Annotated in this window: 15 protein-coding genes; 10 read left to right on the top strand and 5 right to left on the bottom strand. The window is 72.9% G+C overall.

Annotation, left to right across the window (positions count from 1 at the left end):
- Positions 1 to 8: 8 nt before the first annotated feature.
- From C7S10_RS10735 to C7S10_RS10720, 4 genes are read left to right on the top strand one after another with little or no spacing between them, the layout of a single operon-like run.
- A complete protein-coding gene (locus tag C7S10_RS10735) occupies positions 9 to 902 on the top strand; it encodes a hypothetical protein (RefSeq protein WP_108344444.1) in 894 nt (297 codons plus the stop codon).
- Complete coding sequence (locus C7S10_RS10730) at positions 902 to 2,008, top strand: energy-coupling factor transporter transmembrane component T (protein ID WP_108344673.1); 1,107 nt, start codon at positions 902 to 904, stop codon at positions 2,006 to 2,008. Before C7S10_RS10735 ends, C7S10_RS10730 begins: the two co-directional genes overlap by 1 nt.
- Entirely contained in the window at positions 2,009 to 3,592 is a 1,584-nt protein-coding gene (locus C7S10_RS10725) for an ABC transporter ATP-binding protein (RefSeq protein ID WP_108344443.1), read from the top strand.
- On the top strand, positions 3,589 to 4,383 hold the full coding sequence (locus C7S10_RS10720) for an ECF transporter S component (protein ID WP_243395311.1): 795 nt from the start codon (positions 3,589 to 3,591) through the stop codon (positions 4,381 to 4,383). The genes C7S10_RS10725 and C7S10_RS10720 overlap by 4 nt, the downstream gene beginning before the upstream one ends.
- Here the strand turns inward: C7S10_RS10720 and C7S10_RS10715 are convergent, their stop codons facing one another.
- Complete coding sequence (locus C7S10_RS10715) at positions 4,384 to 5,352, bottom strand: PQQ-dependent sugar dehydrogenase (protein WP_243395310.1); 969 nt, start codon at positions 5,350 to 5,352, stop codon at positions 4,384 to 4,386.
- A 190-nt stretch (positions 5,353 to 5,542) separates the two neighbouring features.
- Positions 5,543 to 6,466 (bottom strand): alpha/beta fold hydrolase, encoded by a 924-nt coding sequence (locus tag C7S10_RS10710; RefSeq protein ID WP_108344442.1) that lies wholly within the window; start codon positions 6,464 to 6,466, stop codon positions 5,543 to 5,545.
- Between the two features lie 97 nt (positions 6,467 to 6,563).
- Here C7S10_RS10710 and C7S10_RS10705 point away from each other — a divergent pair, with 97 nt between their 5' ends.
- Positions 6,564 to 8,228, top strand: a complete 1,665-nt coding sequence (locus C7S10_RS10705; protein WP_108344441.1) for an alkaline phosphatase D family protein — start codon at positions 6,564 to 6,566, stop codon at positions 8,226 to 8,228.
- A 25-nt stretch (positions 8,229 to 8,253) separates the two neighbouring features.
- Here the strand turns inward: C7S10_RS10705 and C7S10_RS10700 are convergent, their stop codons facing one another.
- Together C7S10_RS10700 and C7S10_RS10695 are read right to left on the bottom strand one after the other, a co-directional pair.
- On the bottom strand, positions 8,254 to 9,099 hold the full coding sequence (locus C7S10_RS10700; RefSeq protein ID WP_243395309.1) for an EamA family transporter: 846 nt from the start codon (positions 9,097 to 9,099) through the stop codon (positions 8,254 to 8,256).
- A 22-nt stretch (positions 9,100 to 9,121) separates the two neighbouring features.
- Positions 9,122 to 9,700, bottom strand: coding sequence for a PadR family transcriptional regulator (locus tag C7S10_RS10695; protein WP_108344440.1), 579 nt, complete (start codon positions 9,698 to 9,700; stop codon positions 9,122 to 9,124).
- A 55-nt stretch (positions 9,701 to 9,755) separates the two neighbouring features.
- Between C7S10_RS10695 and C7S10_RS10690 the strand changes: the two genes are divergently transcribed.
- From C7S10_RS10690 to C7S10_RS10670, 5 genes are all read left to right on the top strand, one after another.
- Positions 9,756 to 10,862 (top strand): WD40/YVTN/BNR-like repeat-containing protein, encoded by a 1,107-nt coding sequence (locus tag C7S10_RS10690; protein ID WP_108344439.1) that lies wholly within the window; start codon positions 9,756 to 9,758, stop codon positions 10,860 to 10,862.
- Positions 10,863 to 10,909: 47 nt separating this feature from the next.
- On the top strand, positions 10,910 to 11,368 hold the full coding sequence (locus tag C7S10_RS10685; RefSeq protein WP_108344438.1) for an SRPBCC family protein: 459 nt from the start codon (positions 10,910 to 10,912) through the stop codon (positions 11,366 to 11,368).
- Between the two features lie 130 nt (positions 11,369 to 11,498).
- On the top strand, positions 11,499 to 12,230 hold the full coding sequence (locus C7S10_RS10680) for a helix-turn-helix domain-containing protein (RefSeq protein ID WP_108344437.1): 732 nt from the start codon (positions 11,499 to 11,501) through the stop codon (positions 12,228 to 12,230).
- A gap of 43 nt (positions 12,231 to 12,273) precedes the next feature.
- On the top strand, positions 12,274 to 13,956 hold the full coding sequence (gene ilvD / locus C7S10_RS10675) for a dihydroxy-acid dehydratase (protein ID WP_108344436.1): 1,683 nt from the start codon (positions 12,274 to 12,276) through the stop codon (positions 13,954 to 13,956).
- A 104-nt stretch (positions 13,957 to 14,060) separates the two neighbouring features.
- Complete coding sequence (locus tag C7S10_RS10670; protein ID WP_108344435.1) at positions 14,061 to 15,725, top strand: amidohydrolase family protein; 1,665 nt, start codon at positions 14,061 to 14,063, stop codon at positions 15,723 to 15,725.
- Here C7S10_RS10670 and C7S10_RS10665 read toward each other — a convergent pair whose 3' ends face one another.
- Positions 15,726 to 16,178 carry a DUF6973 domain-containing protein gene (locus C7S10_RS10665; RefSeq protein ID WP_108344434.1) on the bottom strand — a complete coding sequence of 151 codons (453 nt, stop codon included), beginning with the start codon at positions 16,176 to 16,178 and terminating at the stop codon, positions 15,726 to 15,728.
- Positions 16,179 to 16,181: the final 3 nt, after the last annotated feature.

Genomic DNA, 16,181 nt, shown 5'->3' with positions numbered 1-16,181 from the left:
TCCCACCCGTGACGGCAGCACGCCTCGCACGCACCGTCGCCGCGGCCACCCTGGTGGCCGCGGCGACGGTCGTCATCGGCCCCGCCGCCGGGCCGGCGTCGGCCGCCCCCTGCTCGGGCGCGTCCGGCGTCACCGTGGTCGTCGACCCGGGCGCCCTCGGCGGCGCCGTCACGACCACCTGCGACACCGGCAGCGGCCAGGCCGCAGCCGGCCGCTACGCCGACTCCGGCGTCGCGCTCTCCTACGTCCAGCGCCAGCCCGGGTTCGTGTGCCGCGTCAACGACGTGCCGGCCTCCGACCCGTGCGTCAACACCCCGCCGACCAACGCCTACTGGGCCCTGTGGTGGACCGACGGCACCAGCGGCACCTGGACCTACGCCTCGATCGGGGTGACCGGGCTCCAGGTGCCCGACGGCGGCGCCGTCGCCCTGGTCTGGCAGCAGGACGCGAGCCGGCGTACGCCCGCCGTCGCCGCCCCGGTCGCGCCGAGCCCGAGCCCGACGAGCACACCCCAGCCCACCCGGACGCCGACGCGGACGCCCACCCGGACGCCCACCCGGCAGCCACCGATCATCAAGCCGACGCCCACGCCGACCCCGTCGAGCAGCCCCACGCCGTCGCCGACCGCCTCGGCCACCCCGACGCCCACCCCGTCCCCGACCCCCGCCCCCACGCGGACACCGAAGCCCACCCGGGAGCCGGCGAGCCCCGAGCCGTCGTCGACCACCGACGCGCCGACGCCCAGCGACCCGGCGGCCACCGCCTCGAGCGACGACGCGCAGGGTGCCCGCGCCGAGGAGTCCGGTCGGGTCCCGACCTGGGTCACGGTGCTGGTCCTGGTCGCCCTGCTGGTCGCGATCGGGCTGTCGTCGTGGGCCGCGCGGCGGCGTACCCGCTCCTGATGGCCCTCCCGACGCAGCCCCGCCTCGCCCGTGACCTGCACCCCGTCGCCTGGTGGACGTGGGCCGTGGGGCTGGCGGTCGCCGCGACGCTGACCACCAACCCGCTGCTGCTGGCGGTGCTGGTGGCGACGTCGGCCCTGGTCGTGATGGCGCGGCGCTCCGACCACCCGTGGGCGCGGTCCTTCCGGCTCTACCTCCTGCTCGGGCTGATGATCGTGGTCATCCGGGTCGCGTTCCGCATCGTCTTCGGCGGCGTGGCCTACGGCCGGGTGCTGGTCGACCTGCCGACCGTCCCGCTGCCCGACTGGGTGGCGGGTGTGCAGCTGCTCGGGCCGATCACCCAGGAGGCGCTGCTGGCCGGGTTGTACGACGGCCTCCGGCTGGCCGCCATCGTGGTCTGCGTCGGCGCCGCCAACTCGCTGGCCAACCCCAAGCGGCTGCTCGCGTCGGTGCCACCGGCGCTCTACGAGATCGGCACGGCCCTGGTGGTCGCGGTGACGGTCTTCCCGCAGCTCGCCGACAGTGCCCGCCGGGTCCGGTCCGCCCAGGCGCTGCGCGGGGACGCCAGCGGTCGCGTCGGTCGGCTGCGACGGTTCCTCGTGCCGGTCCTCGAGGACGCGCTCGAGCGGTCGCTCGCCCTGGCCGCCGGGATGGACGCCCGGGGCTACGGACGTTCGGGCGCGGCGACCCGCGGGCAGCGGTGGACCACCGGCATCCTGCTGCTCGCCGCGCTGTGTGGGCTGTGCGTCGGCACCTACGCGCTCCTCGACCACACGGCGCCGCGGTGGTTGGCCGTGCCGCTGCTGGTGGCCGGGACCGTGACCGCCGTGGTGGGTCTGGTCAGCGCCGGCCGCCGGGTCGAGCGGTCGCGCTACCGCCCCGACCGCTGGCGCCCCGCCGAGGTCGCCGTCGCGGCCTCCGGCATCGCGGTCGGAGTGGCTGTCTGGCGCCTGGGGCGGACCGAGCCGCTGGTCGTCTACCCGTCGCTGTCCGAGATGCCCTACCTCACCGTGCTCGTCCTGGCCGGCGCCCTGGTCGGCCTGCTCCCGGCCGTCGTCGCCCCGCCGCCGCGGCAGCCGATCGCACCGCCGCTGGAGGTGGGCTGAGTGATCGAGCTCCGCGACATCCGCTTCGCGTACGCCGACCGGCCGGTCCTCGACGGCATCGACCTCACCCTCGAGGAGGGCGAGCTGGTGCTGGTCTCCGGCCGCACGGGCGTCGGCAAGTCGACGCTGCTCGGCGTGCTGACCGGCCTGGTGCCGCGGTTCAGCGGGGGCACGCTGACCGGCGACGTGCTCATCGACGGGGTCAGCGTCATCGACCGGCCGCCGCGGGAGCGCGCCCACGTCGTGGGCTACGTCGGCCAGGACCCGGTCGCCGGGTTCGTCACCGACACCGTCGAGGAGGAGCTCGCCTACGGCATGGAGCAGCTCGGTCTCCCGGCCGACACCATGCGCCGCCGCGTGGAGGAGACCCTCGACCTGCTCGGCATCGCCGACCTGCGCCACCGCGACCTCCGCACCCTCTCCGGTGGACAGCAGCAGCGGGTCGCGATCGGCTCGGTGCTGACGACCCATCCACGCGTGCTCGTGCTCGACGAGCCCACCTCCGCGCTCGACCCGACCGCGGCCGAGGACGTGCTGGCGACCCTGACCCGGCTGGTGCACGACCTCGGGCTGACCGTCCTGCTCGCCGAGCACCGGCTCGAGCGGGTGGTGCCGTTCGCCGACCGGATCTGCCTGCTCACCGGCGACGGCGGCATCGTCGTCGACTCGCCGGCGACCGTCCTGGCCACCTCGCCGGTGGTGCCGCCGATCATCGAGCTCGGCCGGGCCGCCGGGTGGGCACCACTGCCGCTCAGCGTCCGCGACGCCCGCCGGGCGGCCCGTTCGCTCTCGCTGCCGCCACCCGAGATCGCGGACCCGCCGGCCGGGCCGTCCGTCCTCTCGGCGCGGGGGCTCACCGTCGCGCACGGACGGACCGTCGCCCTCGACGGCGTCGACCTCGACCTGCGCAGCGGCCACGTGACCGCGCTGATGGGGCGCAACGGCGCGGGCAAGTCGACGCTGATCTGGACGCTCCAGGGCACGCAGTCCCGCCGCTCCGGCACGGTCGCCGTCGGCGGCGCCGACCCGGGTCGCCTCGACGCCGCCGGCCGGCGGGCACTGGTCGGGCTGGTCCCGCAGACGGCCGCCGACCTGCTCTACCTCGAGACGGTCGCCGACGAGTGCGCGGCCGCCGACGCCGGCGCATCGGCCCCGGCCGGGACGTGTCGATCGCTGCTCGACCGGCTGGTCCCCGGGATCGACGACACGAGCCATCCACGCGACCTGTCCGAGGGGCAGCGCCTCGCCCTGGCGCTGGCGATCGTGCTCACCGCACGGCCGCGCGTGGTCCTCCTCGACGAGCCCACGCGCGGGCTCGACTACACGGCCAAGGCCGGACTCGCCCGGATCGTCGCCGACCTCGCCGACGACGAACACGCCGTGCTGGTCGCCACCCACGACGTGGAGTTCGTCGCGACCGTCGCCGACGACGTCGTCGTGCTCGCGGACGGCCAGGTCGTCTCCTCCGGACCGGCGCGCGAGGTCGTGGCGGCCTCGCCGTCGTACGCCCCCCAGGTCACCAAGATCCTCGGCCCGCCGTGGCTGCGGGTCGACGAGGTCGTCGCGGCCCTGGAGGCGACGTGAGCGCGCCCGCGGCCCTCCCGATCCGGCCCCGCTCGGCGGCGGTGCTGGCCGTCGCGTCCGTGGCCGGGCTGATGATGCTGGGCTGGCCGCTGCTGCTCGAGGTCCCCGACGCGGCCCGGGTGGACCCGCCGTTCATCTTCCTGGCCCTGCTGCCGCTGGTGATCGTGGTGGTGCTGGCGGAGTTCAGCGAGGGCGGGATGGACGCGCGGGTGCTGGCGGTGCTCGGCGTGCTCTCGGCGGTCAACGCGATCCTGCGCGGGCTCGGAGCCGGCACGGCGGGCATCGAGCTGGTCTTCTTCCTGCTCATCCTCGCCGGGCGGGTGTTCGGGCCCGGGTTCGGCTTCGTCCTCGGGTGCACCTCGCTGTTCGCCTCGGCGCTGATGACCGGCGGCGTGGGACCGTGGCTTCCGTTCCAGATGCTGGTGTCGGCGTGGATCGGAATGGGGGCCGGGCTGCTCCCGCGCCGTCTCACCGGTCGTGCCGAGATCGCGGTCCTGGTCGCCTACGGGATCGTCGCGTCGTACCTCTTCGGCATCCTGATGAACCTCTCGAGCTGGCCCTTCACCCTCGGCATCGCCGTGCAGGGGCACGAGGGCTCGCTGTCGTACGTCGCCGGCGCACCGCTCCTCGAGAACCTGCACCGCTTCGGCGTCTACACGCTGCTCACCTCCACCGGCAGCTGGGACACCGGGCGCGCGATCACCACCTCGATCGCCCTGGTCGTGCTCGGCCCCGCGATCCTGACGACCCTGCGGCGCGCGTCGCGGAGATCGGTCATCGCCAAGCATTGATCAGCCCAGGGAGACCAGCAGGATCCGGTCGTCCTCGTCGGCGGGCTCCCCGCGGCCGTCGCGGTTGGACGTCGCGATCCAGAGGTCACCGTCGGGCGTCGTGACGACGGTGCGGATCCGTCCGTAGTCGCTGGTGAACAGGTCCACGGGACGACCCGTCCCGGACCCCTCGAGCGGGACCTGCCAGAGCGTCTGGCCGCGCAGCGCCGCCATCCACAGCGTCCCGTCCGCGAAGGCCAGCCCCGAGGGAGACGCCTCCGCGGTCGACCAGGTCTGCACCGGGTCGACGAAGCCGCGGCCGCCTCCCCGGCCCTCGACCTCGGGCCAACCGTAGTTGCCGCCCGCCTCGACGCGGTTGAGCTCGTCGAAGGTCTGGTCGCCGAACTCGCTGGCCCACAGCTGCCCGGACTCGTCGAAGGCGAGCCCCTGCACGTTGCGGTGGCCGAGCGAGAACACGGGCGAGCCGGCCTCGGGGTTGCCGGGGGCCGGGTCGCCGTCGGTCGTGATGCGCAGGATCTTGCCCGCGAGCGAGTCGGGGTCCTGCGCGAGCCCGGGGTCCCCGGTCTCTCCGGTCGAGACGTAGAGGAAGCCGTCGGGCCCGAAGGCCAGGCGACCGCCGTCGTGGATGACGCCCTTGGGGATGCCGGTGAGCATCGGGGTGGGCTGGCCGAACTCGTCGCCGTCGAGGGTGACCCGGAAGACCGTGTTGTCCTCGTTGGTCGTCGCGTAGACGAAGAGGGTGTCGTCGGTCGCGAAGTCGGGGGAGACCGCGACACCGAGCAGCCCACCCTCCACCTCGGGGGCGGCAGCGACGACCTCGCCCAGCTCGTCGACGTCAGCGGTGCCGTCGGCACCCGGCGTGAGCCGCAGCACCCGGCGCGAGTCGCGCTCGGTGACGACCGCCGAGCCGTCCGGGAGGAACGCGATGCCCCACGGCACGGCCAGCCCGCTGGCCACCGTGCCGGTCACGCGCGGCCTGACCGGTGGTTCACCCTGCGTCGGCTCGGTCACGGCCGGTGCGGAGGAGGTCGGATCGGGCTGCGCCGTACCCTCGCTCTGACCTGAGTCCTGAGAGGACTCAGGTCCGAGTCCGCACCCGGTCAGGCCTGCGGCGACCAGGACGATGGGCGCGAGCTTCGAGGCTCGCTTCGCTCGCACCTCAGCCACCGACGGTCGTCTCGAGGAACTCCACCAGCAGCTGGTGGACGACGTCGGGGTGCTCCATCTGCACGAAGTGGCTCGCCCTGAGCTCGACGTACGTCGCCTCCTTCATCCGCGCCGCAGCGGAGGCCATGTCGCGGGCGCCCGCGAGGACGTCGTGGCTGCCGGCGACGAAGAAGGCCGGCACGGTGATCGCGCTGAGCGAGACGCGGGCGTGCTCGGAGGTCGTGAGGGCGAGGTGGAAGTACCACTCCATCGGCACCTCCAGCAGCGCCTTGATCGCGCGCGCGGACAGGTCGGGGTCGGCCTGCTTCAGCATGAAGCCGGTGTGGCCGAGCACGGCGACCGCGCGCCGGCCGACGGGCAACCGGCTCGCGATCGGCGTCAGGGCGCGGCCGCCGAGCCTCATCGCGCGGGAGAGGTTGACCGTCGTGAGGCGCGCCACCCAGTGGGGGAGGTGGAACGGGCCGAGCATGGTGGCGAACGTGTTGCCCGGGACCCCGCACACCGCGAACAGCCCGGAGACCCGCTCGGGGTGACGCAGCGCCAGCTCGAACATCGTGTTGACGCCCATCGACCAGCCCATCAGCACGGCCCGGTCGACGCCGAAGTGGTCCATCACCGACAACCCGTCCTCGACGAACTCGGTGATGCCGACCCGGCTCGCGTCGACGGGCCGCGACGAGCCGCCGGTGCCGCGGTGGTTCCAGGAGACGACGCGGACGCCGCAGTCCGGGTCGAGGAGCGCCGGCCAGGCCCACGGCGAGGTCCCGAGCCCGTTGCACAGCAGCACGGTCGGTCCCTCGATGGTGCCGTCGGGGTCGTTGGTCCACGCCCGGATGCGGGTCCCGTCGTCGGACAGCACGTCGACGAACCGCAGCCGCTCGTCCGCCGTGACCTGACCCGGGGTCGTCTTCTCCATGCGCAGAGTCTGCCCGAGGGGCGTGGACCGGCGACGGTCATCCGCGCTTCACTCTCGCGTCGCCCGGCCGTCGACTCGAGGTGCGCACGCTTCGGGCATGGAGACTTCTCGGCGGATCCTGCTCAAGACCGCCCTCGCGACAGGGGGTGTCGCCCTCGCTGGCGGCGCCGTCCTGATCGACCAACGACCCAGCGCGGCGACGTCCCCGCTGCGTTCCGACCCCTTCACCCTGGGCGTCGCCAGCGGCGACCCGCTGCCCGACGGCTTCGTCATCTGGACCCGGCTCGCGACCGACCCGCTGGCTGACGACGGCGGCGGTGGCATGCCGACGCGCATCCAGGTCGTGCTCTGGCAGGTCGCCACCGACCCGCGCTGCACCCGGGTGGTCCGGGCCGGCGTGGCGCGCACCGGGCCCGACCTTGGCCACGCTGTGCACGTCGAGGTCGACGGGCTGCGCCCCGGCCGGGAGTACTACTACCGCTTCCGCGTCGGTCGCCACGTCTCGCCGGTGGGCCGCTCCGTGACGGCGCCCGACCCCCGCTCCATGCCGTCCTCGCTGGCCATGGCGTTCGTCTCCTGCTCGCAGTTCGAGCACGGCTACTTCACGACGTACGGGCGGCTCGCGGAGGAACGCCCCGACCTCGTCCTGCACCTCGGTGACTACCAGTACGAGTACGTCGCCGGCGGCTACACGATCCCCGGCGGCAACATCCGCGACCACAAGGGGCCCGAGACCGTCACGCTGGGCGGCTACCGCCAGCGGCTGGCGCAGTACAGGACCGACCCCGACCTGCAGGCCGCCCACGCAGCCGCGCCGTGGCTCGTGGTGTTCGACGACCACGAGGTCGACAACAACTGGGCCGACGAGGTGGCCGAGAACGTCGCCTCGCAGCCCGGGTTCATCGACCGTCGTGCCGCGGCGTTCCGGGCCTACTACGAGAACATGCCGCTGCGGCGTACGTCCCTGCCGTCCGGGCCCGACGTCCAGCTCTACCGCTCGGTGCAGTGGGGTCAGCTCGCGAGCTTCCACATGCTCGACACCCGGCAGTACCGCGACGACCAGGCGTGCGGCGACGGGTACGACGACTGCCCGCCCGCCGCCGCCCCCGAGCGGTCGCTGCCCGGCGCAGCCCAGGAGGCGTGGCTGGCCGAGCGGTTCGCGGCCTCGACCCAGACCTGGGACGTGCTCGGGCAGCAGGTCTTCTTCGGTCGCCGCGACAGCACGGCGACGCCGGACAACACGGTGTCGATGGACGCGTGGGACGGCTACCCCGCCTCGCGCGACCGGGTCGTGCGGTCGTGGGTGGACGCCGGGGTCCGCAACCCCGTGGTGCTGACCGGCGACGTGCACGCGCACTGGGGCTCCGACGTGCTGACGGACTGGACCGATGCGTCCTCGCCGGTCCTCGGCTCGGAGTTCGTGTGCTCCTCGATCACCAGCGGCGGCGACGGCTACGACCAGCCGGACGGGACCCACCCGTGGGCCGCGCAGAACCCCAACCTGAGGTTCTGGACCAACCTGCGCGGCTACGTCAGCACGACGATCACGCCGGCGTCGTTCACCGCGGACTACCGGTGCCTGCCGCGCGTGTCCGTCCCGGGCGAGCAGGCGTTCACCCGCGCGAGCTTCGTCGTCGACGACGGGGTCCGGGGGATGCGCCAGGTCGCCGACAACCCGGCGCCCCCCACGCTCTCCCTGCAGGCCCCACGCAGCGCGGCCCAGATCATCGAGGACACGATCGCGGCCGAGACGGGGCACTGAGACGGGAGCTCGCTCGAGGGTGACGTCAGTCGGGGGCCGGCTCGGCGAGGACGGGCCGGCTCCGCGTCGCACCGACGCTGGCCGCGACGACGCAGGCGACCGCGAGCCACTGGAGTGGAGAGAGCAGCTCGCCGAGCACGACGATCGCGGCCAGCGCGGCGGCCGCGGGCTCCAGGCTCATCAGGATGCCGAAGACGCTGGGGGCCAGCGTCCGCAGCGCCACGAGCTCGCAGCTGTAGGGGATGACCGAGCTCAGGACGCCGACCATGGCGCCGACCATCAGGACGTGCGGGTCGAGCAGCGCCGTACCCCCCGACACGATCGCCGGACCGGTGAGCAGCAGCGTCGCGAAGGCGCTGGCGATCGCCAGCCCGTCGAGGCCCGGCCAGCGTTGTCCGGTGCGCGCGCTGAGGAGGATGTACGACGCCCACGCCGCCCCCGCCACGAGCGCGAACCCGACCCCCACCGGGTCGAGGTCGGCGGGCTCGAAGCCGAGCAGCACGACGCCGAGGGCGGCGAGGCCCACCCAGACGAGGTCGCGGGCCCGCCGGGAGCCGAGCACGGCGAGCGTCAGCGGGCCGATGAACTCGATCGTGACCGCGAGACCCAGCGGGATCCGGGCGAACGACTGGTAGATGGCCCAGTTCATCGTCCCGAGGCTGGCGCCGAAGCCGGCCACCACCAGCCAGTCCGCCCGGCTCCGGCCGCGCCACGACGGCCGGGCGACGGCCAGCAGCACGAGCGTGCTGGTGAACAGCCGCAGGAAGACCATCGAAGTCGGGGAGATCGTGCCGAAGAGGTCCTTCGCGAACGCCGCTCCGACCTGGACGGAGACGATGCCGATGACGACCAACCAGACGGCTCGCGTCACGGGCTCCTCCTGTGTGGTCGGCCTAGGGGCCCTCGTCCTCCGTGCCTGCGTTGTCCGGCCCTTCGTCCTCCAGGCGCCGGATCAGGTCGCCGACGATACGGCTCTCGTTCTCGAAGTAGTCCAGCCCCCAGTCGGCCACCAGGCTCGGGTGCCTGAACACCTCTCCCGGCCCGTCGCCGCCCCGCAGGCTCTCGCGCACCTCGACCAGGGCGTCGCGCTCCTTGGCCAGTGCGCGCAGGTGGTCGCGGAGCATGTCGATGGTGGTCTCCCGGTCGACCATGTGGCCCAGCAGCAGGCGCAGCGCGATCGGGTGCTTGAGCACGGGGAAGCCCGGCGGGCTGTGGCCCATCCACGCCACGAGGGCCTCGCGGCCGGCGTCGCTGATCGTGTACGTCGTGCCCCGGCCCTCGCCCGTCGCGACCACGAGTCCGTGGTCCGTCAGGCGGGCGAGCTCGCTGTAGACCTGGCTCATGGCGGGGGACACCCAGTAGAAGCGCAGCGTCGCGTCGGCCCGCTGCTTGAGCTCGTAGCCGGTCAGCGCGTCGCCGAACGTGAGCAGCCCGAGCAGCGCGTAGGAGGTGACGGGAAGGTCTTGACCCATGGTCCGATCAGACTACTGTTCCTATTAGGAATACGCGCAACGAAGGGGAGAGCCGATGACGGGCACGATCGCCATGGTGGGGACCCGCAAGGGTCTGTGGATCGGTACCTCGGACGAGGCGCGCGCCTCCTGGTCCTGGACCGGCCCGCACTTCCAGATGGAGGAGGTCTACTCGGTCCTCATCGATCGACGCGGCGACCGACCACGGCTGTTCGCCGGGTGCTCATCGAGCTGGTTCGGCCCCCAGGTGCGCCGCTCGGACGACCTCGGCGAGACCTGGGAGGAGACGCCCAACGGCGCGATCCGCTTCCCCGAGGACGCCCGGCTCCCCGACGGGGAGGCGGCGACGCTCTCTCGCGTCTGGCAGCTCCAGCCCGGCACCGAGGACGGGGTGGTGTGGGCCGGCACCGAGCCCGGCGCGATCTTCCGCTCCACCGACGGGGGCGAGCACTTCGACCTCGTCCGCGGCCTCTGGGACCACCCGCACCGGCAGGGGTGGAACGCGGGCTTCGGAGGCCAGGCGTTCCACACGATCCTTCCCCACCCCGACGACTCCGACTCCGTGCTCGCCGCCATCTCGACCGGAGGCGTCTACCGCACCGACGACGGCGGCGAGTCCTGGGCACCCGCCAACCAGGGCGTGAAGGCGGAGTTCATGCCGGGCGAACGGTTCTTCCCGGAGTTCGGTCAGTGCGTGCACAAGGTGGCGCGCGACCCCGTCGATCCCGACCGGCTCTTCCTCCAGAACCACGGCGGCGTCTACCGCTCCGACGACGGTGGCAGCTCGTGGCAGGACATCGCCCCCGGGCTCCCGGCCGAGTTCGGCTTCGCGATGGTCGCGCACCCGCACCAGGCCAACACCGCGTTCACGTTCCCGATCTCCGGCGCCGGCGAACGCTGGCCGGTCGACGCCAAGGCGCGCGTGTGCCGCACCACCGACGGCGGCGCCTCCTGGGAACAGCTCGGCGCGGGACAGCTGCCCGATGCCTTCTACACCGCCGTGATGCGCGACGCGATGTGCGCCGACGACCACCCCGATGTCGGGCTCTACTTCGGAGGCCGCAACGGCGCCGTGTGGTGCTCGCCCGACGAGGGTGGCAGCTGGCAGGAGATCCACCGCGACCTGCCCGACGTGATGGTCGTCCGAGCGGCGGCGCTGTGAGCGAGCTCGTGAGCCGACCGTGGGTCGACAGGTCCTAGGCTCCCGCCATGGCTGACTTCTCGATGTCGCGGTCGACGACGATCAATGCGCCCTCCGACCGCATCCATTCCCACCTGGACGACTTCCACGAGTGGCCGCAGTGGTCGCCCTGGGAGGGCCTCGACCCCGACATGGAGCGCACCTACACCGGCCCCGAGAAGGGCGTCGGATCCCACTACGCCTGGGCCGGCAACAAGAAGGCCGGTGAGGGGACCATGGAGATCACCGGCTCGACGCCGTCGCGCATCGAGATCGCGCTCGGGTTCCTGAAGCCGTTCAAGGCGAGCAACGTGACCGTCTTCGAGCTCGCCCCGGCCGGCGCGGGCGCCACCCGGGTGACCTGGCACATGACCGGCCGCCGCAACCCGATCATGGCCATCGCGGGCAAGCTCTTCTTCGACAAGGCCATCGCCAAGGACTTCGATCGAGGGCTGGCCCGGCTCAAGACCGTCTCCGAAGCCCGCTGATCCCACCCTCGGGCCTTCGCCACCACTCCAGCTCGGGTCGCCCGAGCCCGCTCGGACCTGAGTCCCCGGAGGACTCAGGTCCAAGCGACGGCCGGATGTCGGTGGTGGCTGGTCTCATGACCTCAGGGAGATGGGACGCAACCAGGGGGACCGGATGGAGACCGACGAGCAGGACACGCCACGACCGGGGTCGAGCGCCGAGCACGAGGACGATGCGGGCGACACGGGGGATGCGGGGGATGCCGAGGTCGCGGGACTGATCCGGCGCGTACGCCGCCGCGCGGAGTGGTCCCAGCGTGACCTCGCCGAGCAGCTGGGCGTGTCGCAGTCGGCCGTGGCGAAGTGGGAGACCGGGCGCACGACTCCCTCGGCCCGCGTGCTGGCTCGGATCCTCACGCTCGGGGAGCTGCGCCTGGTCGCGGTGGACTCCACCGGCGCGCAGGTGGCTGCGATGAGGTCCGACGCGGCCAGGGACGCGGGCGGTCGTCGCTACCCGGCGCACATGTTCGTGTGGACCGAGGGGTGGTGGGCGCCGCCCGGTGCCGACATGACGGCGTGGATCGGCGCGATCCAGGGTCGCTCGCGGGAGCTGGAGCTGCCGCGCGTCCGTTTCGGGAGCGACCGGATGGCGTGGCGCGCCCAGGCCCCGTCCGAGCCCGACGACCACCCCACCTGGCGCGAGCTCGTCGAGCAGGCCAAGGGCGGCTGGTCGCAGCCGTCGAGGCCACTCCGGTTCCCGATCCCGGCCTGGGCGCTCGCGGACTCGCGCAAGTCCCGCAACCGCAGCCCGGCGGACTTCTGGACCCGCGGTGCCCCGACCCGGTCGGAACCAGTCACGAACCCGCTCGGGCGCACCGGTTGAGACGCGGCCGAAGCGACGCGTCCGCCGCCAGTAGCCTGACTGCATGACCCAGACGCCCGACATCAAGCCCCGCTCCCGCGACGTCACCGACGGTCTCGAGAAGGCCGCCGCGCGCGGCATGCTCCGTGCCGTCGGCATGGGCGACGACGACTGGGTGAAGCCGCAGATCGGCGTCGCGTCGAGCTGGAACGAGATCACCCCCTGCAACCTCAGCCTCGACCGCCTCGCGAAGGCCGTGAAGAACGGGGTGCACGCGGGCGGTGGCTACCCGCTCGAGTTCGGCACGATCTCGGTCTCCGACGGCATCTCCATGGGCCACGAGGGCATGCACTTCAGCCTGGTCAGCCGCGAGGTGATCGCCGACTCCGTCGAGACCGTGATGATGGCCGAGCGGCTCGACGGCAGCGTGCTGCTCGCCGGTTGCGACAAGTCCCTGCCGGGCATGCTGATGGCGGCCGCCCGCCTCGACCTGGCGAGCGTCTTCCTCTACGCGGGCTCCACGATGCCCGGCCAGGTCGACGGCAACGACGTGACGATCATCGACGCCTTCGAGGCGGTCGGTGCCTGCCTGGCCGGGAAGATCACCCGCGAGGAGGTCGACCGCGTCGAGAAGGCGATCTGTCCCGGCGAGGGCGCCTGTGGCGGCATGTACACCGCCAACACCATGGCCAGCGTCGCCGAGGCGCTCGGGATGAGCCTGCCCGGCAGCGCGGCCCCGCCGGCGGTCGACCGCCGCCGCGACGGCTTCGCGCACCGCTCGGGCGAGGCGGTCGTCGAGATGCTGCGCCAGGGGATCACGGCCCGCCAGATCATGACGCGGCCCGCCTTCGAGAACGCGATCGCGGTCGTGATGGCGCTCGGCGGCTCGACCAACGCGGTGCTCCACCTCCTCGCCATCGCCCGCGAGGCCGACGTCGACCTCGACCTCGACGACTTCAACCGGATCGGCGAGAAGGTCCCGCACCTGGGCGACCTCAAGCCGTTCGGTCGCTACGTGATGAACGACGTCGACAAGATCGGCGGCATCCCGGTCGTGATGAAGGCGCTGCTCGACGCCGGCCTGATGCACGGGGACACCCTGACCGTCACCGGCAAGACGATGCGCGAGAACCTCGAGGCGTTGAACCCGAAGGGCCTCGACGGCGACGTGCTCCGCGACCTCGACCGGCCCATCCACGCCACCGGCGGCATCACCATCCTCCGAGGCTCCCTCGCGCCGGAGGGAGCGGTCGTCAAGAGCGCGGGCTTCGACGACACCACCTTCACCGGCACGGCCCGCGTCTTCGACGGCGAGCGCAAGGCCCTCGACGCCCTGGCCGCCGGCGAGATCAAGGCGCGCGACGTCGTGGTCATCCGCTACGAGGGTCCCAAGGGCGGGCCCGGGATGCGCGAGATGCTCGCCATCACCGGCGCGATCAAGGGGGCGGGCCTCGGCAAGGACGTCCTCCTCGTCACCGACGGACGGTTCTCCGGGGGCACCACCGGCCTGTGCGTCGGCCACATCGCCCCCGAGGCGGTCGACGGTGGACCGATCGCGTTCGTCGCCGACGGCGACCCGATCGTCCTCGACGTCGCCAACCGCACGCTCGAGGTCGAGATCGACGACGCCGAGCTGGCGCGACGCAAGGAGGGCTGGGTGCCGCAGGAGCCGAAGTACACGCGCGGCGTCCTCGGGAAGTACGCCAAGGTCGTCCAGTCGGCGGCCCACGGCGCCGTCTGCGGCTGATCGGAGCGCTCGACCCGGCTGTGGACCGGTTCGTGTAACTCGCTGTTGCACCAACCGTCGCGGGCTCCCTAGTGTGGCGTGGGTCACCACCTCGGGAGGTCGCCATGCACGCAGGTCGTCGCGTACGTCGAGCCGTTGCCGCCGCAGTCGTCGGACTGCTGGCGGCCTCCGCGGCCACCATCGGCACCGGGACGGCGAGCGCCGGACCGGGGGACTGGTGGGACCCGGTCGCACGGCCCGCACCCGACTCGCAGATCAACGTCACGGGTGCACCCGCGAGCGGCGTCGACGCGCAGGGCGACGTCACCGGCTACCTCGAGGCGCACAACCACGTCTTCAGCAACGAGGGTTTCGGCGGCCGGATGATCTGCGGGAAGGTCTTCGACCCCGCCGGCATCGCCACCGCCCTGAAGGACTGCCCCGAGCACTACCCCCACGGCATCGGCGCGATCTTCGAGCACGCCACCGGCGGCGACGACGGCACCCACGACCCGGTCGGCTACCCGACGTTCGCGCACTGGCCGTCGTACAAGTCCCTGGCCCACCAGCAGAACTACTACGCCTGGATGGAGCGCGCCTGGCGCGGCGGGGTGCGGATCATGGTCAACGACCTCGTGACCAACGGGATGATCTGCTCGCTGCTGCCCCGCGACCGCGGCTGCAACGAGATGGAGTCGATCCGCCTGCAGGCCCGCAAGTCCCGCGAGCTCGAGGCCTACGTCGACCAGATGTACGGCGGTCCCGGCCGCGGCTGGCTGCGCATCGTCACCACGCCCGAACAGGCCCAGCAGGTCGTCGCCCAGGGCAAGCTCGCCATGGTGCTCGGCGTCGAGATGTCCGAGCCCTTCGGCTGCAAGCAGGTCCTCGGGTTCCCGCAGTGCAGCCGCGCCGACATCGACCGGGGACTCGACGAGTTCAAGGCCTTGGGCATCTCCTCGATGTTCCTGTGCCACAAGTTCGACAACGCCCTGTGCGGCGTGCGCTTCGACGAGGGCACGACCGGCGTGGCGGTCAACGCCGGGCAGTTCCTCTCCACCGGCACGTTCTGGCAGACCGAGCGGTGCCGCGGCCCGCAGTCCGACAACCCGATCTCCAGCGTCGACCTCACCGGGCCGCTCCGCACCTTGTTCCCGGCCGACCCGCCCAGCTACGACCCGGCCAAGCGCTGCAACACCCGCGGGCTCACGGCGCTCGGTGAGTACGCCCTCAAGGGCCTGATGAGTCGCCGGATGATGCTCGAGATCGACCACATGAGCGTCAAGGCCGCCGGCCGCTCCCTCGACCTCCTCGAGGCCGCCGACTATCCCGGCGTCGTGTCCAGCCACTCGTGGATGGACCCGTCGTGGCACGAGCGCGTCTACGCCCTCGGCGGCTTGGTCGCGCAGTACGGAGCCGGGCACGACCACGCCGGCACCGACGGCTTCGTCGCCGAGTGGTCCCGGGAGGCGGGGCTGCGCGCGGCGTACGACAAGGCCTACGCCTTCGGCACCGACATGAACGGCGTCGGCGGCACCAACCCGCCGCACACCACCGGCACGCCGGTCACCTATCCCTTCACCGCCCTCGGGGGTGCCCGCGTCGACCGACAGACCACCGGACAGCGCACGTGGGACGTCAACGCCGACGGCGTGGCCCACTACGGACTCGTGCCCGACTGGATCGAGGACCTGCGGCTGACGGCCGGCCAGGCGATCGTCGACGACCTCGCGGGCGGCGCCCAGATGTACCTCGACACGTGGGGCGCGACCCGGGCGTGGAGCGCCGGCTGACTAGTGCGGCCTGAGCCAGACCAGCTCGTCGGTCGCCCACTTCTCCTTCGCCACCGGCACCAGCGCCCGGAGCGCGTCGGTGACCGACCCCTGGCCGATGGCGGCCGAGTTGGCGGCGCCGTACGCCCGTCCGACCGCGTTGTTGTGCAGGTCGATCCTCGTGTCGGCCGGGCTGGTGCGGCCCTCCTCCTGGGCGGCCGCGACCGCCTCGGCGACCGCGGTGCCGTGGCGACCCGCGATGTAGGCCTGCCAGATGAAGTGGCGGATGGCGTTCTGCAGGCCCGGCGTGCCGTCCGTCGCCGCGGCAGCGACCTGCAGGGCGGCGGCCGAGGCGGCCATGACGTCCGCGGCGGCCGAGGCGCTGGCACCCGCTCCGCGCGCGGCGTTGAACAGGTGGGGCGCGCCGACGACGGCCTGCGCAGCCTTCTTGAGCGAGTCGAATGCCGAGGACATGGC

It is taken from the genome of Nocardioides currus (assembly GCF_003057875.1).
GTDB classification, from domain to species: Bacteria; Actinomycetota; Actinomycetes; order Propionibacteriales; family Nocardioidaceae; genus Nocardioides; species Nocardioides currus.
This window is presented reverse-complemented; position numbering and strand designations above follow the sequence as displayed.